This is a genomic window from Fusibacter sp. JL298sf-3, assembly GCF_053842995.1.
The window spans coordinates 656251-677509 of the sequence record NZ_CM132608.1 but is presented as its reverse complement, the minus strand read 5'-3'; the positions used below and the strand labels follow the sequence as shown (position 1 = coordinate 677509).

The window sequence follows — 21259 nt, the reverse complement described above, 5'->3', positions numbered from 1 at the left end:
GCCGAGTACGTTGTGAACACAAAGACAGTGTACTTGAATTTCTAAGGAAATAACTATTGCGTATAGGGGGTTCCTAATACAACAAAAAAGGAGATTAATTATGAGTAAACCAATTCTCTCTGCCCACTTTGAATCGAGAAAGCCATCAGATGTCAGACTGGCTCAAATGAAGTATGAAGAGCGCAAAGTGAAACCGGAAGCGGTTATCAATGTCGGGATTGGGAACGTATCCTTGCCGACAAATCCGGCTATGCAAAAAAGAATGTTTGAACTCGGTGCACCTGAGAGTCCGTTTGCAAACGGCGTCGTACGCTATTCAACAACGGCGGGGACAAAGGAATGTCAAGATGCATTTAAAAACATCTTAGCTTGTGAAGGCTTTGACACTGAGAACCTCAACGTTCAAATTACTGATGGTGGTTCAGCGGGTATGGAGTTGCTCTTAATCGGTTTATGCGGGCCTGCGGGAACAGATGAAAGACCGCTTATGATGATCGATCCGGCGTACACCAACTACATTTCGTTTGCCGAGAGACTCGGACGCAAAACCATTACCGTTAAGCGACACCTAGAAGAAGACGGTAAATTTAATCTTCCTGAATTCGATAAAATTGAAGAGACGATTAAGACACATAAGCCGGGAGCGTTGCTCGTTATTCCTTACGACAACCCGACAGGCCAACTATACGATTACGAAACGCTTGCAAAGCTCGCAGAGTTGTGTGTTAAATACAATATGTGGATGGTGAGCGATGAAGCTTACCGTGAACTCTACTACGACGATTCACAGAAACTCGTGAGTATCTGGGGACTGACAGATGCTGTTGTACCGGGCATAGAAGGTAGAAGAATCAGCGTCGAGACCGCTTCAAAAGTATGGAACGCCTGTGGTCTTAGAATCGGTGCTGTGATTACTGACAATCCGGAGTTTCACAACCGTTCAGTAGCAGAGTACACTGCGAACCTCTGTGCCAATGTCATTGGACAGTACATTTTTGGCGGATTGGCGCATGAATCCAAAGAGCAAATCGCCGATTGGTGTAAAGGGCTTAAGACTTATTACAGAGAGCATATTTTAAAAGTGTACAACGGCTTAAAGGCGTTGGAACCGGGGCTCATTGTGTCTAGTCCAGACGCATCGATTTACACAGTAGTCGATGTTAGAAATGTCGTGAAGCCGGGATTTGATGCAATTGAGTTCGTGCTCTATTGTGCCGGAGAAGGCGCTGTCACAATTGACGGCGTGGAGACCACATTGCTCGTAGCGCCGATGAAAGGCTTCTACGACATTGCAAAAGGCGATGTGAACCCTGGGAGCACTCAATTCCGTATTTCGTTTGTGGAATCGCCTGAAAACTTGGCCAAAATTCCAGAACTCTTTGTGAAGCTGCTCCGTCAGTTTGAAGCACAAAGATAGGTAATAGAAAACTCGTATAAACTGTTTATAAGTCTACCCCAAGGGTAGACTTTTTTGCTGTTTACATCAGAAAAGCTGTTTTCTACGCGTTGTTTATGGTTATTTATACAATATGACGTATAATATATTAGGCGATTTTGTGTTTTTTTAAGGAGGTAGTAATGAAGCAATACTTGGTTTTAAATTTTATGTGTTCCTCTGATGAAGCTTCTGAGAAAGGCGACATGGAAGCGTGGATGACTTGGTTTAAGGCGCATGAAGCTTCAATTGTAGACAGTGGTGCCCCGTTGCAGTCTGGGTGCGCACTGACCGGTGAAGCGGCATCACATGGCGTCAGTGGTTATATGATTATCAGAGCGCAGGATCAAGAAGCAGCATTTGCCAAACTTAAAGAAAGTCCTTTGAGCGGTCAGGTGGAAGTCTATGAGATTTCCGGAAGAAGTTAAGGCGGGCAATAGAGTGAGAAAGCTGTGTATCGGCTAATCACACAGCCACTGAGACAAAGGAAGCTGCAGGGCGCAGATTTTACGATGATAAAAACAGTTGATATGCCTTTAGCCTGAATTATTCATGAACCCATGATATCACCAAAAATCGAGCGGATTTAAGTTTTTGCGCTTCATAATGCTTATCATAGAAGACGTCTTCCTGTTTATCACCTAAAAATGGGCAGACTTATCCTGTGGACAATACTTTTCTCGATTTTCAGATTTCAAAGTTCATCAGTTACGTTTATTCCAACTGTGGAAGTCGACGGATGTTCTCAAGAATTTCATAGAACTCATTCTTGTATGGACAACTGCTACACAGTTTGAAATGAATATATCTTGCTGCTTTAACAACCTTTGATGCGATTTTGAGCAGCTTCAATCGAATGGTATCTATCAACATTTTCTTCATGCTTTTAGGTAATACCAATCGTTTAAAGTAATTAAATAGGTTGTATGCTAGGACATGGAGCAGTAGATGATTCGCATTAACGACTTTGTCCTTACTTGGCGTTGATGCAAAGTTGAAGCCACTTTTACCTTCTTTGATGAAGTTTTCCATGGTGCCTCGATGTCGATAGAACTTAATTAGTTCTTCAGGACTGAGATCCATGTTGGTCACAATAAAGGCATACTGATTGGTTAGCTGATTGTACGGTTTCTCGACCTTGACGATAACCCGTCTAGGATAGTCCCATTTACCGGCTTGGTACAAGAACTCATCATAACGGACCACATAATCAATCATGTTATCCTTTGTAGCTTCGGTTATTTCATCATCCAAATGTTTTGCGTGAGCATACAGTATTTTGTTTGCTTTCAAACGTATGGCATAGGATACACCATTGCTTTCACACTGTTTGTACAAGTCTGGTGTTGCAAAACCACTGTCTCCACGGAGGAACAGATGGACATCAGGGTACTTCGTAAAGTATTCATCTAATAAAGGTTGCATGAATTCGCAGACGCCTGTAGAACTATAGGCGGTACCATCTCGAAGCTCTGCTTTGAGAAGATCTCCAGTGAGTCCGTCATAGCAGAGTAAGGGGTGATATCCATGAGCTTGATAGTGGTAATTAAAGCCTTCGCCTTCCTGCTTGCCGTACGTGTTAAGTAGGGTTGAATCAAGATCAAGCAGAACTTGTTCTGGCATTTTAGTCCTGTAGGCCGATGATCTCATATGACGGATGATATCTTCAAACTGTTTGACTGTATCTCCATCCATACGGTTCCAGAACCTCGACAGTGTGGGTTGTGAGGCAAGAGCCTGTTTACCCAGAATACTTTTAAAGACAGGTTCATTGGTCAGTTCGTCTGCATCATTGTCATTAAAGTATCCAGCAAGGATTTGATAAATTAGCTGGGATAGATTTTGATGGTCTTTGTGTTTACGGAAGCTATCATTTTTGTCCGTTACAAACTGGCTGATGTGTTTATTGAAGCCAAACTTATGGGCGAATTCTTTTATGAGAAGCAGCCCCGAATCGGAGGATAAATCGCCTCCATTGAAATTTATTTTGATTTTACTATTGCTTTCGAGCTGAAGTGAACTTACACTAGACATGAAGAGTTTCTCCTTTGTTAGTTTGTGAGTGTGGTAACTTCATTTTAACAAAGTTGGAGCTCTTCTTCTATTTATTTAGGTTTCACTTGATAAGTGAAAAGCAAAAGTAGTCTAAAACACAGTAACTATGCGGTTTTGGGGAGTGTTTCGTGAACCGTCATGAATAATTCAGGTTTAGAGAATCAAATCGCCTACTAAGTCTTTGGGCTCAACGCTTGCTGTTAAAAAAAGGGCTACCGAAACAATTCGGTAGCCTGTGCTATGTTAACAAAAAAGACGAATGTGCCGATAGCTTCTTCTATAAGGCGTGGTCTGAAAGAAAATTGAAAAAAGCATCTTTAACATAGGGCTTGTATTTGCGCCCAATGGGAATAAAGAGTCCAGATTTAAGGCTGAAGCCATCGGACTTCATAAAGATGGCGTACTCGAGATTGACGATGTAGGAGCGGTGAATTCGTATGAAATTTTGATTTTCCAACTGAGCTTCGATGGCACTCAGTTTCGAGTTGAAATGTGCAATTTCTTTGTTCTTGTCGTCAAAGACGTAAATCGTACGGTTCTTGACTTCGATGTGCTGGATGGTGGATAAATCAATGGCATAGGTGGTAAAGCCTACTTCGTAGCTCAAATAGGCTTTTTTGTTTTGCAGTCGCTTGAGAACGGCCTTTTCCAAAATAGAGCGCATGCGCTCACGACTGTCTTCGAGCTTGCGTATGTAGTAAAGCGGGTGGGATTCAAAGGCGTCGAACACAAAAGCGCTGGAATTTGAGGCGAAAACAATATCGACAGCATCGTCGTATTTTCGAATGGCGTTGGCGATGCAGATACCGCTTTCCTTTTCAAGACAGACGTCTATTAAAACGAGGTGGTAAGGAGAGGGTTTTGTTTGATAAGTCTTTAACAACGATGCGCCCGATGTGTACAGGTCGATATCCAGCGCCAAGTCGTGCGTTATTGAAATAGACTGGAACAATTTCTCAAAAAACGCCAGCATGTTTTTTTCGTCATCGCAAATTGCAACTTTAATCATAGTAGCCTCCCAAAATTTCGCCGTATACCCCAAAAAAGATGATTTTTGTATCGTATTTATTATATAATGAGTACAAAATTATATGAACTCTTTATATTTGATTGTTTTATATATGTTATCATTATACCACTTTTGAAGCTTGTTAAAACTTTACGATATACATTTTTGCCAAAAGTGTCGTCTGGGACTTTAAAAATGCTATTCATTACATAGCGTCACTATTTTGTATTTATTTTGTATAAAATGTTCACAAACTATTGGATGTTTCAGGAGTGTTCACGTGTCAATTCCTTTTTTTATTATATTGTGTCTCTTATTTAGCTTTCTCTATCACAAAATCGTATTAGATGCGCTCAGTATCTTCTTCAAGTTGAGATACTCGAGTGCTGTTGGTGCTGCGCTACTTGCCGTGCTGACGTTTTCAGTGGGCTTTTACGATTGGATGGTCAGACCGAGCGATTTTTTCTTCTTGTTGCTTCAAGTGGTGGTCACGACAGTTGTGGTTTTTACTTTTTTAAAAGTGAGCCCCTTGCAGGCGCTGTTTACAGGAGCAATAGTGGTTTTTTACATCTATACCCTTCAATCGGTGTTTTTGACACTTGGCGCTCTGTTATTTAATCAGAGTATAGAACTTTTGAAGGTGAACCCCTTTCTGTATCCACTGGTTATTGTCATTGCCAAGGAGATGATTTATTTTATCTTTTTTGCAGTTCAGCGGTATATATTTTTACCTTTAAAGGGGATGAATTTGACCTTTGGGAAGACATTTGTCTTTCAAGTCATGGTGATGCAAGTGCTCGTCATTGGCATTATGGTGGTAATGCAGTCACTCATGGTCGACCCCTCGCACTATGTGGTCAGAATGCTCTTGCTCTTGGGGCTCAGCTTTACCAATTTTGTGGCGTTGCGCATCTTTTTTCAATACGCGGTGTACGCTGCGCTTCAAAAAGAAAACGAGCAGTACAACACGTTGCTTAAAAGCCAAATTATCAAACAAAAAAAGTACTACGATTCTTTAAGAACAGAAGTCGACACATTAAAAAAGTTCAATCACGACTACGAGAAACTCAAAAGCGTGTTGGGGCATTTGCTCAATGCGCGGAGTATTGAAGAGAACAAACCGTTAATCGAAGAGTTTCTAGGTGAAATTAGCAATATTTCAAGTCCGACAGAGTTTTACTCCAACAATGTTATCTTAGATTCGATTTGCCATCACGCGCAAGAAGTGTGCGCGGCGCACGGCATCGACTTTGAAGCACAAGTCTACTTTGACAAACGTCTGACGGTATCGGAGTTCGACTTGATTCGTATTGCCAACAACTTGCTACAAAATGCCATTGAAGCCAACTTAAAAGTTCATGACGAAAGCCGGCGTTATATTCGTGTAGAAACTCAGTACAAGGAGAACTGGTTGATCTACACCATAGAAAATGCCTATAGTGGCAGCGGCTTCAGCGGGGACAATTGGTTTGTTACGACGAAGAAAAATCCGCTGTGGCATGGACAGGGCCTTAAAATTGTAACGCATTTGGTAGAAAAATACGGTGCGACACTTAATGTCGATGCGAATCAAGACACCCATGTGTTTACAGTTAAAATTGCCAAGTACTCTGGGCAGCGGTCAAACTAAAGAACAATGAGAGAGGTATATGTACAAAATACTTATATGCGATGACAATCCGTACGATTTACAGTTTTTATACGACAAAGTCGCAGCTTACGCGATTCAGGCGAAGTTACAGGTAGAAATTTTAAAATATCAGGATCCAGAGAGGATGCTGTTTAATTGTGAGAGCCAGTGGGCAACATACGACATCGTATTACTCGATGTCGTATTTTCAAGTACGACAGGTATTGACATCGCCAAAATGATAAAGCGTGTCAACCCGATGATGAACATTATCTTTGTGTCGTATACCAAGGCGTATGTTTTCGATGCGCTTGATGTGTTTCCCACACACTATATTCTCAAAGAGAAATTGTATGAGGACAAGCTCTTTGAAGTGCTCGATCGCACCTTTAGAACCATTGAACATAGGAAAAATCGGATGTTTATAGCAAAAATGGGGGAAGAGACGCGCGTGATTGAAATTCAGAAGATTTTATATTTTGAGGTGTACAAACGCCGCGTTTCTGTAAAGACCGACGACGGGCACGTCTTTACGTTTTATCATACGTTAGAAAAGGTTGCGGACGAGTTGGCCGATGCTGGGTTCGTCCGTTGTCATCGATCGACATTGGTCAATTTATCCAAAATTATCAAGATTACCTCTGGTACCGTCGTGTTGTCCAATGGTGAAGCGCTCGCCGTTGGACGCAAATTCAAACCTCATATCAAAGAAGCCTTAGACAGGTTTTTTGGGCAAGAAGCCAGTGCGCGTTTTCAAAGATAGACCTGAGGGTGGAAGCATGGCGTATGCCGTCTTTAGCTGCTTGAGGCGTTGTTAAAAAGTAAGCAATCTACTGCGATTAGCAAACTTACTTCTAATTGAAAGTCGTCTACGTCATTTCGAGTAACGTTCGCACCAAATGAAACCATTGTCAACGGTGGTATGGTATCATTATTAATACATGTATATTGGTCGTTGTAAAATAAATGAAAAGAGGTGTTGAGAACATGTGTGCATATAAATACCACTTGAAATTAAGTCACAATAACACAGGCGGCAAAGGAGATGCATATGTTTTCGAGAATTCACGAAGCGATTAAAAAACCTTTGAAAAAAGACGAGGGATATTATATCGAAATGATGGCGATGATGGCATTTTTATGTGCCAGCATTGTGGCTTCTTTATTTACACTGATTTATATGTTGTTCTATTTAAAAAATTACCGAGTGGCATTCTACCAATTATTGAACCTCTTTTTTTACTTTGCTTACTTAAATACCCTATTGCGGCACGGTGCTACAGAAAAGAGAATTGCGATTCTCGTCGGGTACAATTTTGCAGTTTTTAGTATCCTTTGGAGTGTTCTCAGTTTTCGCAACCAAGGGGTTGTCGCTTTCTATCTAGCGACCATGGTGCTCAATATCATCATATTGTCACAAAAGTTAAAGAGCCGCCACTTGATTCTCCTTTTTTGTTTGGGAGACGTCTTGTTGCTAATAGATTACTTTGTAAGGGATACCATTAGACCCAATGTCAGCTACTACAGCTTAATGCTGATGATTTTGTTTTACCACGCTCTGCTTTTAACGGTGCTGTCCCAAGTAAAGGGGTATAGAAGGGTGGTTGGGCGCGTGCAATACAATATGTACCGAGATGCTTTAACAAAAATAAAGAACATTCGCGCCTTTTACAAAGATCTCGATGAAACGATTCATCACTCGAGGTTTAGCGATAGAGATTTTTCCATTGTCTTTATAGATTTAAACGACTTTAAGCTGATTAATGACCAATACGGTCATATGATTGGGGACAAAGTACTGGCGCAAGTGGCACAGTTTCTCAAACGGGCGATGACGCCAAACGACAACATTTATCGAATAGGGGGAGATGAGTTCATCATTTTATTTCCAAATGAAGTGGTGACTAAAGACATCTTTCTAAATATATTGGAAACAGCACTTAGTCTCGAGACCGATTTAGGCGGGTTGAGTCTGTCTTTAAGTTTCGGTATTTCCAGTTATTTTGATGCCGATAGCAATCGAGAAACGATGATTAAGAGAGCCGACGCTGAGATGTATCGCGCGAAATCCAGCTATAAGAGCAGCAAGTCATACACTAGGAACAGTGGTATTTTCACGATGCCAGATATGGCGCTTAGAACGAGACTGTAATTAGGGGGCGTTTTAATGTTAACGATTTTACATTTAGAAACTTCTAAACTCGTACAGACGTGGCTCAAGGGCATTGTGGAATCCTCAGGCAACAAATACACTGGTGCCAACTCTATAGTGAAGGCCTTTTCACTGCTTGAAAAAACGTCGGTAGACATGATTGTTACAGCAATAGAGTTGGAGGCTTTTAACGGTGAAATTTTTATCAAGAAACTCAATCGTTCGGTTTACAGCAACATACCGGTGCTCATTCTCACGTCGGCAGATTCATTAGAACTGAGGGAGCGCATTTACAATCTGGGCGTGGTGGACTACCTTGTAAAAGGCTGCATAGATGACAAACTGATGAAGACGTACTTTAAGATGTTCAATGAAATGAAGAACGATGTGATGCCGTTTAAAATTGCCGTCCTAGACGACAGTGAACTGACCCTTTCACTTATCAACAGAATTTTTACTCTGGCTCAGATAACCGATGTGGATTACTACAGTCGTCCCGAGCAGTTAATCGACGCCAAGATCAAATACGACATATACATTATCGACTTGATTTTACCTGGTGTCTCAGGTGAGGCCCTGCTGTTTAAAATCAAGCAAAAATCGCCAGAGTCGGTTGTGGTCATCATGTCGACTGTCAGCAATTACAAAACGATGTCGACTATTTTACTCACTGGTGCCGACGACTATATTATGAAACCTTTTGATGCCAATTTGTTTATTGCAAGGCTCAGGGTTCAGATGCGGTATCTGGAAACTGTGCGCACATTGGCGCAGAAAAATGAAGCGTTGAAAAGAATGGCGCTGACAGATGTGCTCACTGGGCTCTATAACCGCCGCTATGTCATTAGACAGCTTAAAACGGAAATGGCGCGGGCCAAACGGTACAAGAAAAAACTGATGATCATGCTTATTGATATTGACGATTTTAAGTCAATTAACGATCGATTTGGACATACTATGGGCGATTTGGTTCTCAAGGATGTGGCACATGCGCTGAGCCAAATGGTACGCGCATCAGATACAGTGGCGCGTTATGGTGGCGAAGAGTTTTTACTGATTTTCCCCGAGTGTAGAGAAACCGCTGTCGTGACGATTGGCGAGAAGATACTTTCAGGGGTTCAGGCCATTGAGTTCGATGTAAAAGACCTTCGCATCACTGTAAGCGGCGGCGCCTGTATCGTCGGTACGGAGTCGGTGGATGAAGCGATTAAAATTGCGGACAAACGGCTCTATCTGGCAAAAACGAAAGGCAAGAACCGTATTGAGTACCAAGGGTAACACCGCCGAAAAACGGCAAACTTAATTGTGTTAAGTCAAAGATTCCGGGTGCTAAACCTTCTTAAACGAAATGACTCATGAATACCCCCTCGATGCAATAGTGAAGTGGCTTTTCACTATGTTTATGACTCAATCGTTAGGCGTAAGCTATCTCAAACGCCCGGAACTCTTTTTCTTAAAAAAGTGCGTGACGCCAGAACGTCCGCACTTTTCTTTTTTTTGATTTTTGTAGAAATAGGCGTTGAATCCTAAGACTCAATAGAAAAAAGCGCCTATCCGAAGATAAGCGCTCAAGTATAGAAGAGAGATGTGATGGCGTTTAAACATCCATCTTGCTGTGAAAGACGATGGGTTTGCCCTCTTTGCGCCATTCGCCAAATTCTGCGGCGGCGGTAAAGAGGAGGTCCGTAGAAGAGTTGAGCGCGGTTTCGCAAGAGTCCTGAATAACGCTGACGATAAAGCCGACGCCGACAACTTGCATAGCGATGTCGTTGGGGATGCCAAAGAGGCTACACGAAAGTGGTATCAGTAGCAGAGAGCCCCCTGCAACACCTGAGGCACCACATGCACTCACTGCTGAAAGGACACTGAGCAACAAGGCTGTGGCGAGGTCGACTTCCACGCCAAGGGTGTTGGCCGCGGCCAGAGTCAAGACGGAAATGGTAATTGCGGCACCGGCCATGTTGATGGTGGCGCCAAGGGGAATCGAAACGGAATAGGTATCGGGATCGAGTTTCAACTCACGGCATACTTCCATATTAACGGGAATGTTCGCAGCAGAGCTTCTTGTAAAGAATGCTGTGATGCCGCTGTCTTTTAGACATTTAAAAACGAGCGGATACGGGTTTCTTCTGATTTTGATAAACACGATAATTGGATTCATAACGAGGGCGACAAAGAACATCGTCCCCACGAGAACGGCAATGAGATGTCCATAACTGAGCAATGTTTCTAGGCCGTTTGTTGTAATGGCATCGAATACCAAGCCCATAATGCCAAATGGTGCGAGGTTGATAACCCAGACGACGATAAGTGCCAAAGCGTCGGCGACATTCTGAAAAAGTGTCTTTGTACTTTCGGCGCTTTTTCGCATAGCGATACCCATAAGGGAGGCCCACATTAAAATACCGATGTAGTTGCTGCTGTACAGCGCGTTAATCGGGTTGTCGACGAGTTTCATAAGCAAGGTCTTTAGGACCTCGACCACCCCTTGCGGCGGCGCGATGTCTGTTGCCTCGGCGACAAGTGTCAACGTCACCGGAAAGGCGAAGCTGACGACAACCGCTGCGACACTGGCTAAAAATGTACCGAGCAGATAGAGCCCGATAATGGCCTTCATATTGCTCTTGTGCCCACTCTTGTGTTGTGCGATGGCCGACAACACGAGGAAGAAGACCAAAATCGGTGCAATGGCCTTTAAGGCGCCGACAAAGAGCACACCTAAAATGGAGATGGGCTTTGCCACATCCGGAATTAAAAGCGCCAATAGAATACCAATGGCCATGCCGATGATAATTCGCAGAACCAAACTGATGCTGCGCCACTTCTGTACAAGCTTTTTCATTGTATACCTCCCTATTATCAAATGTTAAGAAATATTAAAATTCATTATCCGACATCTGCTATAAATTGTCAACCTTTTTTTGAATTTTAAGTTAAAAAAATGTCCCTTTTACCGCTTTCTTCGTCCTATTCAGCTTAAAATTGCTCTTTTATGGGTAATGCGCCTGTAGAATAGAGGCATCAAATGAAGGAGGAATTGAGATGAAACAATGGCGAACAACAGGGGCCTTTTTATTGGGGATTGCAGCGTTTATACTGAGTAATGGCAAATTTCTTTATGGTGTGGCAGCGTGGGCATTTGTACCGTTGCTCATCTGGGCGACAAAGGACTGGTCTTATAAAAAGAGCCTGCTGTGGCTGGCACTAGGGCTAGGGATCGGCAATCAATTGGCATTTTCAGGGGTCGTACCGGAGACGCCCGTCGTTTTTCTAAAGTGGATGCCGGCGCTGGCAGGTGCGCACTACGCACTGCCGTTTATACTTCAAAAATGGGCTTTTAATAAAACAAAGGGGTTTGCAGCGACTTTGGTCCTTCCCCTGTTCTACACATTGTTGGATCAACTCAACATGCAGTTTAATCCCAGTGGGACCTTTGGACTACTGGGGTATTCACAAATCAGTTTGGCGCCTGTTGCCCAATGGGCTGCTGTCATCGGTGCCATCGGTTTAACTTTTGCAGTTACGTGGATAGGTAGTGTCATTGCGTGGCGACTGGTTCACGGTAAAGCGGTTTCCAATAGACCACTAATTGCTTTTGGCATCGTGACCCTAGTGGCGATGACAGCAGGCGGTATACGCTACTACAGCGCAAATCCTGAAACTGTTCCGGCAGCAGGGGTACACGTTCTCGACCGAGAAGGTGAAACGGTGTTGTCCCTACAGTCCACTGAGCGTTCTGAGTTTAAGGCGGCTTCGGATCGCGTTGTGGAGGACTTGTACGAGGCGACAGAAGCCCTTTTACAAGACGGCGCTAAGATTGTCTCGCATTCTGAGGCATCGGCTATGATTGCGGTGGCAGACAAAGCCGCTTATCTCGAGAGATTTTCGGAGTTGGCGGCGAAATACGAAGCCATGATCGTCACAGTGCCCTATGTGTTTGACGAAGTCAATCAAAATGTGCTGTACATTATCGATGCAGAGGGGACTGTTTTGACAGAGCATTTTAAGTATGGTGGCAACTTGTTTGAAGGCTCCGTTAAAGGCGATGGCCTTTTAGAGACGGTGGACACCGATTACGGCAAAATGGCAGGAGTCATTTGCTGGGACAAAGATTTTCCATTGACCATGACACAAATCGGTCTCGCAGGTACGGATCTGTTGTTTATTCCATCGGCGGACTGGTATGAAATTGCGCGTTACCACACGGTTGTCGGCCAATTTAGAGGGATTGAAAACGGCGCGAATGTCATGACACAAGCCGTCAATGGGCTCTCTATGATATCCGATTACACTGGACGGGCGTATGTGGAAATGAACCATTATGACAACAAGGTGTGGACAATGGTGGGTGAGGTTCCCGTTCAAGGGGTCAAGACGATTTATCCGACCATTGCGCCGTATTTGGGTTTGCTCAATTTAGTCGGAGCCGTTATAATCATCGTATGGGTTAAGAAAAGCAAAAAGCGAGGCGCATATGAAACTGGGGTTGATTTGTCGCAAAAGCGATGAGAAGTTGTTTAGAGAACGTTTTGAAGCACTGGGGGTCGTCTTTGACGACGCTCCGGAGCTCTACTTAGTGGAAGAGGAGATGAGTGGTGCGAGACCGCCTTATATCGTCTTTACAGAAAAGACCATAGACGCCGCGGCGGCATTGGTGCTCAGTACGCATACGGCATCGGTTCAATCGACGTTGTTCGGCGTGGAGGACGACCTCTACCACGTTATACGGGTGGAGCACATTCTGTTTATTGAAGTTAGAGAACAGAATACGTACTGTCATACAGACACAGGCGTCCACTTGCTGAAAGAAAAGTTGTACCAGCTGGAGGCGCAACTGCCCAGTGACCGGTTTATCAGAGTGAGTCGATTTTACATCGTCAATATCGACGCCGTCGTGCAAATTATTCCGTGGTTTAACAGGCGCCTGCTGCTCCGTTTTTCACAGTCGAAAGCAGAAGTTGAGGTGTCGAAGAATTACGTGGCGACGTTTAAGGCGTTCTTGGGGATGAGGTGAACTTATGAAAAAATATTATTTGGAAACCGTTGCAGTAGCTTTGGGACTCGGTCTGCTCATCGAATCGGTGGGGGCTTGGATGGGCGTCAACCACAGGTGGTACAATTATATAGACGGTATCGTTTTGGCGCTGGTTTTGGGGCATATCACTTTTTTTCTCCACATGGTGGTTTGGGTCAGGTACGACATGCGACCCAGCTCAAAAATAGCGTGCACTTATGCGGTGGTTTTAAGTGTTTACACTTTGGCCAACTGTTTAACGACGGGGATGAGCACGTTAAAGAGCCCCGTGTTTTACGGCATCGGGGCCCTTATTGTCCTCGTGACGATTCCCGTCGTCCTGTTGTCTATAAGGCGTGTAGACGCCTATAAAAAAGCGCTTATGGCGTTTCAGAAGCGTCGGAATCGCCGCAGTGGCGTCTGATTTGAATCAATTGTCCGAGGGTTTCGGGGGTGGCGCCCTTGAACCTCGGGTATTTTTTTGCGTCTAGGCTGGCGGTAGTGATGTTGACGGCTTCAGTGGGGCAAAAATGGTAGCATCGCATACACGCCATGCACTGGCTGCCAAAGTGAATGTAGTTGTCTTTCAGAGCGATGTTATCTGCCGGGCAGAGTTTGACGCAGAGACCGCAGGCTGTGCACCTGTCGCTGTCAGCGTAAAGCGTGTTGCCGAGTTTTTCGATATAGGTGTCTATATGTCTTCGCTGCGTGTTGCCGAAGGTTCTTCCCACTAAGTGGTTGCCTTTAAGTCGCTTTTTACTGGCGATTAAAGCTTCTACAAATGATTCTGACCGCTTTTTAGCCTTGGTGTTGCGGTGTTTTATCTTATCGGCGTCACCTACGGGGAAAACTCTTGGAAACTCCGGTATATAAAAGTTGTTGGAGAGCTTGAACTCGTCGCTGTAGACAAAAGTATAACCTTTGTTCTCTAGGTGTGTTTTGTAGAAAACAGGGCCGTCACCTGATGCATAGGCCACTGTGGTGAACACACTGACCTTTTGTCCACTCTGTGCCGGAGGGAGATTGTGGAGAAACGCCTCCATAATCCGGGGTGCTTTTGAGCCGTAGATAGGGTACCCCAGCAGCAGGTGGTCGGCGTTTAGCGCTGCTTCTGGCAGTGCTTCGATACTGTTCAGCATCACTTGTTCACCGCGGTTGGCCAGTGCCTCTTGAAGGCATTCGGCAACCCACTGGGTATTGCCGGTACCGCTGAAATAGATAATGGACCACGTCATCTTCGAACCTCCTCTACAGTGTTTAACACCAATTGAATTTGTGCCTTCCACAAGGCCATAAAGTGCGCGTCGTCACCGCGCATAACGTAGTGCATCCCAAGACCGTCTAAAGCGAGCACCAAGAGTTCAGAGAGTTCCTCTGCGCGTGCGTCGTCCAATGGCGTGTAAACCATCAGGCGATCTTTAAACAGCTGTGCGCACGTGTTAAGGGACACTTGTATCTTGTCGCCATAGAGGGGGTTCACCATTGAAGCGTTGTAAAAGGCCATAAATGTCGCATAGGCTTTTCTCGCGGCTTCACTTTGATAGAAGGTCGCTTCTCCAACTGCGGTTAAATAGGCTTCTAAAGATGGGGCCTGTATGCGCATAAGCGGGGCACACAGGTTGTCGCACAGTGTTTGAAACAGCGACAGCGTAATGTCTTCCACCTTTTCAAAGTGGTGAAACACGGTACTTTTACTAATGCCGGCGGCGTCGGCAATTTTTTTGGCACTTAAAGCATTTAAACCTTCTTTTGCAATAATATCCAGAGTGGCATCGAGGATTTTCGTCCGCGTCGACGCCCCTTTGACCATGCGTTTGTCTTCATTCATAGCAATCACCTCAATTGCATTATAATACAAACCGACCGAACGGTCAATGTTTTTCGATTACACAAAAAGACCTGCTCGTAAATAGAGCAGGTCTTTTATGAGCCATGAGGTCATGGCATGCTAGAAAATATCTTTGTTAGAAAACGGTGTCACAGCTTATCAGTGGTTTATAATATAGGTGTACAGCCGATCAATGAGGACGGCGGTCATGGCGCGATTTAGTGTGACGTCAGAAAGCAGTTGTCCATTGCCATCACCTTTTACAAGTCCTATTGCGCGTAGGTGGTCAAGTGCAGAAGCGCGTTTAACATCGACTGAAAAGTCGCGGCTTGCAAGCGCTTTTATCAATAGAGTTGCCGCTTCTTCTCGTGTAATAGACGCTTCCGGTTCAAAGCTATCGTCAATCAATTGATGTTTTTTACCTGATTTCACTGCACTATCAAACCAATGGCCGTCGACATTAGAGCGTGTTTCAATTGACAGTGTTCTCAACGTCAACGTTAAAAATTCAGCACCGGATATTGTTTTCTCCGGCATGTAGCGGTTGTCATTGCCCAGTGCCAGCCCTTTGAAACCAAGGCTGTCAATACTTGCCTTAGCCCACGGGAAAAGGTTTGCATCACTAAAAGCAGTATCGGAGAGCGCCACTTTGTATCGGCCGCCTTCGTTAATTTCAAAAGTGATACTGTTCGTGCGGCTGTCGTAGATACCGCCAATTTGCTTTTCTTTATCGCCATCCACTAATAAGAGGCATCTATTTGGTGTAGCAGAAGTAGGTGTTGTCAACTTTAGAGTGACTTTTAGCGGTGTGTCTACGAATTGTCGTTTTTCTTTAAAATCAGCATCTCTTAGATCAATATCAAACGCATCTGATTGGACCGCGTTAATACGGACGGCTAGGGGGTGATTCAAGTGTCGTCTTTGATTGAACCGAATAGCGCCTGCCGGTGTCTCAACGACGAGATCATCAATTTCAGACCGGTCAAACGCTTCAAGTGTTTGAGCTGTAAGCGCAACAGGCTTTTCGTCAAGGCTTAAAACCTTCAGTGTCGACAAGGTGCCAGGCACTGGCAGTTCTAAAGTTGTCAATTGTTTTTTAATGGCAGTTAGACGCGAAATGCGGTTGCTTAACTGTACGGGTAGCGCATTGCTCCCATTGAGTTCGAGGCTATTTTGTCGCGCGATAGCGTCTGTGTAAAATTGAGCCATTGTTTTCTTGTAAGCTGATTTTTGTTCTGCAGTTGTCGCCTTATTCCCCAGAGTGAGCAGCTGTTGTTCTACAGCTATTTCATCAGCAGCTGTTGCGATTTTGTTCAAGTGTTCTCGAACGCCGATGAATTTTTCGACTAAAGAGTTGTCTGAACTGTGTACCAGCTTGTAAATCTCTGTGAAAACGCGATTTTGTCTTTGATTCGAAGTGGTAATTTCATCGCTATCGGTTGTATAGTCACGTGTGTAACGCCACTCGATGCGCATGCCTTCTGTCAAATGAACTTGACCGGCCCCCACATTAGGCGCTTTGCCGTCGATGTAGTACTTCCAACCGCTGTTTTGTCCATAGTCAAAGGCTTCAATACCACCAATTCCGACAATGTAATCTCGATTGGCGTTTAATATCACTTCGAGTCCTTGGGCTCTAAGGATGCGCTCGGTGTAGGACATAACGTTTTCACCCTCTGTAAACTCGGCAGTATACTGAGATAAAAGTGGGCCGTTTGGTCCGTCAACGCCAATAGATGCGAGATGTTGTGCCACTGGCGGCGTCGTGTCCACAGATTTAACAGTAATATGCACTTCGGTATAGATATCAGGCTGCATCGGATGCACCACTTTAACGCGTCCCGATCCTGTTGCATTGCCTTTTAAAACCATGTTTGAGGCGACACCCACAATACTTGGCGTGAGGCTTTGGACAACTGGTTCTAGCGCTGTAGGCGTACCGTCAGGGTTGACGATGGTTGCATTTAAGTTAATCTGCTCACCGACATCGATGACATAGCGCGTTTTAGCTACATGAACGCGCTGCGCGTTAATTTTTGCGTACGGTTGAAAAGCCGATTGCATCAAATACCCTTCGGCAAGTGCCAGAGACGCTTGTTTTGTGATGAGGTTTGTATCTGTGCCGTACTCTGATACGACTTTAAAACGGTCGCCTTCAAAAACCGTCAATAGTGAGGCCATAGCTTTTTCAATAACTATCGTATCGACATGGCTCTTTTGATAAACGAGGCCATGCAGAGCAAATGCGGTACTGTAGGGGTTTCCAATTGCTCCCGAGTCCGCTTGCGCGCTCACGAGGTAGTTAAGGGCCTTATCGCGCTCGTGTTGTCTAGTTTTATCATCACCTAATGCGACAAGGTACATGCCTGTGTCGTCAATACCGTAGCCGATAGCGCCAGTGTCTTGTTGCTGTCCTTTTAAATAGTCGAGTGCAGCTTTTTTATCGTAGGTAGCACCGGCCATATCTAGAGCGATTATCGACCAAATGGTTTGATTTTCAGTTGTTGCGCCCCCTGTAAAAGCACCGCTAGGTTGCTGACATTTGGCCAGTTCGGCAATAAAGTTTCGTCCGTTGTGGGCAGATGGATCTTGTCCCGCTGCGACTAAAGTAATGATATTGGAAGCAAAATCTGTCGGATTTGCTGGTGTCTCGTTCACACGAATTTTAGAAGCTGCTGTGGACGCGCCAGTGGCCCCTTGCAACATACGGTGAAAAAGAGTGAGGTCGTGCTGCCAATTGTCATATGAGAGAACGGTTGTTTTTAACTGCTCTAGGGCTTCGGAGGCTGTGGTGCTGTTCTTTGCTGTGACGGTTATGACACGTGTGGTCTTTATTTCAGGCGCATCTACTAAAGCGACTTCTATGTCGCACGTCCCTGCGCTCAGCCCGAGAATTTGCCCCTGGGCATCTACAGATGCAACGGCGGGGTTGCTTGAACGCCATGTCACTACTGGAGTGGGGGTATAGGCGCCAGAAGCCTTCGAAGCGGTAGCTGAAGCCACGTGGCCTTCGCCCACGCGCAATGTTTGTGGCAAAGGGCTCATTTGGAGTATCCAATTGTCTTGCGCGTTAGCTAGTGTTATTTTTTTAAATGTTTTTAAGAGTGTGGCGTAACCGTCTTCGTACCTAGAAAAGCTAAGGGTGTGTTCTCCAAGCGTAGGGAGGGTTACTGTAGCTTTACCGTCTTTGTCTGTTGTGGCAAGTACCGTATGCCCTGTTTTGACTTCCACGTTCTGTAGGGGAGACTGACTTCGGCTGTCTAGAACTGTAAAGGTTGCAGTTAAACCATTAACTTCCGTCTGAATCGTAGGCACTTTAGTGTGCATGAGCCACTCGCCGTCCACTTTTTCATAGTGTGATTTGTAAAACACGATGGCGTCGTAGAGGGGCGTATTTTCATCTGTTCGCAGTGTTTTAAGCGCGTTAATCCCTATCATCGGCGAGTCGTATGACCCATCTAAACGTCGGACGCTATAGCTCCAACCGTCATTATCACCTTGTAGTTCTCCTAAAATACCAGTGACAAATAGCGCGGCGCCACTGCCGTTGTAAGTGATGTTATCCTCGCCAACGGCTTCTTTTAACACCTCGTAAGGGGTAGAGGCCATCGTATACGTGTAAGAGAGGACTTGGTTATAAAGTGTCTCATTATTGCCTTCTACTTGGACGATTAATGGGTGCGTTAAGTCTTCAAGCGTCGGATCCGGTTCTTCCGGTTTTGTCGTATCCGACGTTTGAACATCGAACACAATAGTTTGAGTGCGTGCACCCAAGGTTAGTGTAACTTCTCCTGTACCGGCTTTTAGTGCTGTAAGTTCACCATTTGAGAACGACAAAATTTCAGGCGTTGTCACGTGAACTTCCGGAGAAGCCGTTGTCAACAGCCCTTGTGCGTCAAAGGCAACAGGTTGAAATGGTTGAATGCTCCCTACAGTGACTTCTGTTGTGTAACCGCCGGTTACGAGCATTCGTGTGGCCACCCCCGGTGTTTCAACTGTTGGCGATTGGCGCAACTGCACAAACATCGAACGATCGTCGACCATATCGGTTAACGCCGCAAAGGCGTGGTAAGTCGCTTTGTAGTCAGCACCGATTTTTTCTTCACTCTTAGCGTACCCTTGTAGTTTGGGATCAGGGGAAATGTATTTACACTTTAACAGTGAATTCAGTGGCGTATTGCCGTTTCGAGTCCAGTTGGGGTGGTAGGCCGGGTTAATGCCATTGGCGACAAGTCCTTGGACAACACTTGCAGTAGCCATGGGACTATTAGAAAAATAACCGCCGTCTAGGTCGAAGCCGCCGTCGACGTTTTGTTGACTTTGAAGCCATTGGATTAGGGCGTCGGCTTTGGTAGCGGCAGCGCCCACTTGATCTCTATAAAGTCCTAGCGCCACGAGGCAAATGCCTTCTGTTTGTATGGCTTTATAACCCACAGAAGACTTGTACGCGCCATCGAGAAGCGTTACGAGTGCTTCAACTGCTGATGTACTGTCATAAGGCGCGCCGGACATATAGAGGGCAATAATCGCCCAAGCCTGGTACTCAGCATCATTTAAGTCCATAGGACTGAGGGCAAATTGCCCTTTGTAAGCACCGTTTTGGACTTGTGCGGCTCGAAGTGTTTCCAATAAATTTTCAACTTGTCCTTCATCGGTTGTCAGCACTGGTGCAGAAGAAGAACCTAGTTGAGCAATCAGCGTTTTCGTCAGCAGCGCTAAGTTGTTGACCCTCGAATAAGACATCAAGTTGTCAGCGATATGATTGCCGTCCATCCCCGATACAGTTGCTGCGGGGGCAGATAAAAACTCGTAGTTGTTGTAGACGGCGTATTTGGCTTTTAAAAAGTCAATTTCCTGTTGCAATGTTGTTTTTAGTGCTGGCGTAAGACCTTCGCCGGCGACAACTGACACGCTGTACTGCGCTGTTATTGAAGGGGCGCCTTCAACACCAAAGATAATGTTCGCAGTACCGACGCGCTGAGCGGTGAGGGTCTGATTTTCTACGGTGACCACTTCAGGGGTGTCAGAAGTGATTAACACCACGTCGTCCAGTGGTCTGTCGCTTGCGTCATAGGCGAAAGCAGTAAAGTTCAATGATTCTCCCACAGTGAGTTCTGTTAAAGTATCAAGCGATGAACGGACAGATGTCGGTGGAGTCATAGGGGTATAACGTATATCGTAGACGCTGTTTCCGTTAATGAGCTCTGTTAGAGCGACTAAACCGATGCCATCGGCAAGTTTACTTGCATAGCTCCCCCCTGGACTGTTGGTAAATCTCCCGTCACTTTCAATGTAACAGGCCATGATTCCATTTTCAAGGGTGTTGCCGGCGCTTGAGACCCAGCTTGAAGGGGCGATTCCAAGCTTCTTAAGGGCTTGGAACGCGTAGACAGTAGCACTTAAGTCCCCCTCGATTGAGCCGTTGTCTTCAATGCGCTTTTCTAAATAGACAAGCGCTTTTTGAATGGTGTCTTCAGCGCCTTCAACTTGTCGATGAGAGGCGAGAGCAAGTGCAGCGAGGGCGGTGTAGTCGGCACTCGGCGTGTAGTCTTCAACCATCTCTTGATCCCAATCGTCCCAATACGACGACGTGTGTCCAAAGGCGAACTCACCGCTGTAGTCTTCTTTTCCGGTGGCGATAAGATGTTTGGCGTAAGCGGTTTTATCGTACGATGCCTCTGCCATCTCAAGTGCGATAATCCCCAGGGCCAAATCTTTGGGGTCTTCTTCAGAGGGCCATTCGTCTAATACCATTTGGACGTAATTATTTCCGTTGTAATCAGCAGGATTTTCGCCGGCCGCAATTAGTGCCATTACATTGCGCGCACCGTTAGAAAGGGAACTGAGGCCCCCGTATACGGTGAGCGCCCGGCGTATGGTGGTCACATCTACACCGGCGTTTTTCAGTCCCATTGCCTCGAGGTAGTCGTAGGTTGCATTGTAGCTGCCATCAAAAGATTCGTACCGAGTCACCAGCTTGCTTAGAGCTTCGCCTTGGCTGGTGTTTGACGCAAAGTTTGGCACCAGTGGAAAACCGGTAAGAACGAGTGCGACTGCAAGAATTAGTGAAAGTACTTTACGTTGTTTCATGTTCTTCTCCTTATGATATATTTGTTTCCAGGGGGGGACGCGGTGT

The 21259-nt window shown here is 45.2% G+C and carries 15 protein-coding genes; 9 read left to right on the top strand and 6 right to left on the bottom strand.

What is annotated here, in order from left to right:
* Positions 1-100: 100 nt before the first annotated feature.
* Both ACR6HW_RS03235 and ACR6HW_RS03230 read left to right on the top strand, forming a co-directional pair.
* Entirely contained in the window at positions 101-1417 is a 1317-nt protein-coding gene (locus ACR6HW_RS03235) for a pyridoxal phosphate-dependent aminotransferase (protein ID WP_455729735.1), read from the top strand.
* Between the two features lie 161 nt (positions 1418-1578).
* The gene (locus tag ACR6HW_RS03230) at positions 1579-1863 is read left to right on the top strand and encodes a hypothetical protein (protein ID WP_455729734.1); all 285 of its coding nucleotides are present in this window, start codon (positions 1579-1581) and stop codon (positions 1861-1863) included.
* Between the two features lie 286 nt (positions 1864-2149).
* Here the strand turns inward: ACR6HW_RS03230 and ACR6HW_RS03225 are convergent, their stop codons facing one another.
* Together ACR6HW_RS03225 and ACR6HW_RS03220 are read right to left on the bottom strand one after the other, a co-directional pair.
* On the bottom strand, positions 2150-3469 hold the full coding sequence (locus ACR6HW_RS03225; RefSeq protein WP_455727928.1) for an IS1380 family transposase: 1320 nt from the start codon (positions 3467-3469) through the stop codon (positions 2150-2152).
* A gap of 298 nt (positions 3470-3767) precedes the next feature.
* A complete protein-coding gene (locus tag ACR6HW_RS03220) occupies positions 3768-4499 on the bottom strand; it encodes a LytR/AlgR family response regulator transcription factor (RefSeq protein WP_455729733.1) in 732 nt (243 codons plus the stop codon).
* 280 nt (positions 4500-4779) lie between these two features.
* Between ACR6HW_RS03220 and ACR6HW_RS03215 the strand changes: the two genes are divergently transcribed.
* The 4 genes from ACR6HW_RS03215 (at position 4780) to ACR6HW_RS03200 (ending at position 9559) form a co-directional block, all read left to right on the top strand.
* Entirely contained in the window at positions 4780-6129 is a 1350-nt protein-coding gene (locus tag ACR6HW_RS03215; RefSeq protein WP_455729732.1) for an ATP-binding protein, read from the top strand.
* Positions 6130-6148: 19 nt separating this feature from the next.
* Entirely contained in the window at positions 6149-6892 is a 744-nt protein-coding gene (locus ACR6HW_RS03210) for a LytR/AlgR family response regulator transcription factor (protein WP_455729731.1), read from the top strand.
* A 288-nt stretch (positions 6893-7180) separates the two neighbouring features.
* Positions 7181-8281 (top strand): GGDEF domain-containing protein, encoded by a 1101-nt coding sequence (locus ACR6HW_RS03205; RefSeq protein ID WP_455729730.1) that lies wholly within the window; start codon positions 7181-7183, stop codon positions 8279-8281.
* Positions 8282-8296: 15 nt separating this feature from the next.
* Positions 8297-9559, top strand: a complete 1263-nt coding sequence (locus ACR6HW_RS03200; protein WP_455729729.1) for a GGDEF domain-containing response regulator — start codon at positions 8297-8299, stop codon at positions 9557-9559.
* A 319-nt stretch (positions 9560-9878) separates the two neighbouring features.
* Here ACR6HW_RS03200 and sstT read toward each other — a convergent pair whose 3' ends face one another.
* The gene (gene sstT, locus ACR6HW_RS03195; protein ID WP_455729728.1) at positions 9879-11123 is read right to left on the bottom strand and encodes a serine/threonine transporter SstT; all 1245 of its coding nucleotides are present in this window, start codon (positions 11121-11123) and stop codon (positions 9879-9881) included.
* 200 nt (positions 11124-11323) lie between these two features.
* On the opposite strand from sstT, the gene ACR6HW_RS03190 reads away from it, so the two are divergent.
* The 3 genes from ACR6HW_RS03190 to ACR6HW_RS03180 are packed head-to-tail and all read left to right on the top strand — an operon-like array spanning position 11324 to position 13719.
* Positions 11324-12790, top strand: coding sequence for a nitrilase-related carbon-nitrogen hydrolase (locus ACR6HW_RS03190; RefSeq protein ID WP_455729727.1), 1467 nt, complete (start codon positions 11324-11326; stop codon positions 12788-12790).
* Positions 12756-13295: a LytTR family DNA-binding domain-containing protein gene (locus ACR6HW_RS03185; protein WP_455729726.1), complete on the top strand. Its 540-nt coding sequence runs from the start codon at positions 12756-12758 to the stop codon at positions 13293-13295. Before ACR6HW_RS03190 ends, ACR6HW_RS03185 begins: the two co-directional genes overlap by 35 nt.
* Positions 13296-13299: 4 nt before the next feature.
* A complete protein-coding gene (locus ACR6HW_RS03180) occupies positions 13300-13719 on the top strand; it encodes a hypothetical protein (RefSeq protein ID WP_455729725.1) in 420 nt (139 codons plus the stop codon).
* On the opposite strand, the gene ACR6HW_RS03175 is transcribed toward ACR6HW_RS03180, so the two are convergent.
* The 3 genes from ACR6HW_RS03175 to ACR6HW_RS03165 form a co-directional block, all read right to left on the bottom strand.
* Positions 13676-14530, bottom strand: a complete 855-nt coding sequence (locus ACR6HW_RS03175) for an EFR1 family ferrodoxin (RefSeq protein ID WP_455729724.1) — start codon at positions 14528-14530, stop codon at positions 13676-13678. The two genes, ACR6HW_RS03180 and ACR6HW_RS03175, sit on opposite strands and share 44 nt — an antisense overlap.
* Positions 14527-15123 (bottom strand): TetR/AcrR family transcriptional regulator, encoded by a 597-nt coding sequence (locus ACR6HW_RS03170; RefSeq protein ID WP_455729723.1) that lies wholly within the window; start codon positions 15121-15123, stop codon positions 14527-14529. Before ACR6HW_RS03170 ends, ACR6HW_RS03175 begins: the two co-directional genes overlap by 4 nt.
* A 159-nt stretch (positions 15124-15282) precedes the next feature.
* Positions 15283-21213 (bottom strand): DUF4430 domain-containing protein, encoded by a 5931-nt coding sequence (locus tag ACR6HW_RS03165; RefSeq protein WP_455729722.1) that lies wholly within the window; start codon positions 21211-21213, stop codon positions 15283-15285.
* Positions 21214-21259: the final 46 nt, after the last annotated feature.

Excerpts from the sequence above, each read along its gene's own strand:
- ACR6HW_RS03235 (WP_455729735.1), top strand. The coding sequence starts at position 101 with ATGAGTAAACCAATTCTCTCTGCCCACTTTGAATCGAGAAAGCCATCA.
- ACR6HW_RS03230 (WP_455729734.1), top strand. The coding sequence starts at position 1,579 with ATGAAGCAATACTTGGTTTTAAATTTTATGTGTTCCTCTGATGAAGCT.
- ACR6HW_RS03225 (WP_455727928.1), bottom strand. The coding sequence starts at position 3,469 with ATGTCTAGTGTAAGTTCACTTCAGCTCGAAAGCAATAGTAAAATCAAA.
- ACR6HW_RS03220 (WP_455729733.1), bottom strand. The coding sequence starts at position 4,499 with ATGATTAAAGTTGCAATTTGCGATGACGAAAAAAACATGCTGGCGTTT.
- ACR6HW_RS03210 (WP_455729731.1), top strand. The coding sequence starts at position 6,149 with ATGTACAAAATACTTATATGCGATGACAATCCGTACGATTTACAGTTT.
- ACR6HW_RS03205 (WP_455729730.1), top strand. The coding sequence starts at position 7,181 with ATGTTTTCGAGAATTCACGAAGCGATTAAAAAACCTTTGAAAAAAGAC.
- ACR6HW_RS03200 (WP_455729729.1), top strand. The coding sequence starts at position 8,297 with ATGTTAACGATTTTACATTTAGAAACTTCTAAACTCGTACAGACGTGG.
- sstT (WP_455729728.1), bottom strand. The coding sequence starts at position 11,123 with ATGAAAAAGCTTGTACAGAAGTGGCGCAGCATCAGTTTGGTTCTGCGA.
- ACR6HW_RS03190 (WP_455729727.1), top strand. The coding sequence starts at position 11,324 with ATGAAACAATGGCGAACAACAGGGGCCTTTTTATTGGGGATTGCAGCG.
- ACR6HW_RS03185 (WP_455729726.1), top strand. The coding sequence starts at position 12,756 with ATGAAACTGGGGTTGATTTGTCGCAAAAGCGATGAGAAGTTGTTTAGA.
- ACR6HW_RS03180 (WP_455729725.1), top strand. The coding sequence starts at position 13,300 with ATGAAAAAATATTATTTGGAAACCGTTGCAGTAGCTTTGGGACTCGGT.
- ACR6HW_RS03175 (WP_455729724.1), bottom strand. The coding sequence starts at position 14,530 with ATGACGTGGTCCATTATCTATTTCAGCGGTACCGGCAATACCCAGTGG.
- ACR6HW_RS03170 (WP_455729723.1), bottom strand. The coding sequence starts at position 15,123 with ATGAATGAAGACAAACGCATGGTCAAAGGGGCGTCGACGCGGACGAAA.
- ACR6HW_RS03165 (WP_455729722.1), bottom strand. The coding sequence starts at position 21,213 with ATGAAACAACGTAAAGTACTTTCACTAATTCTTGCAGTCGCACTCGTT.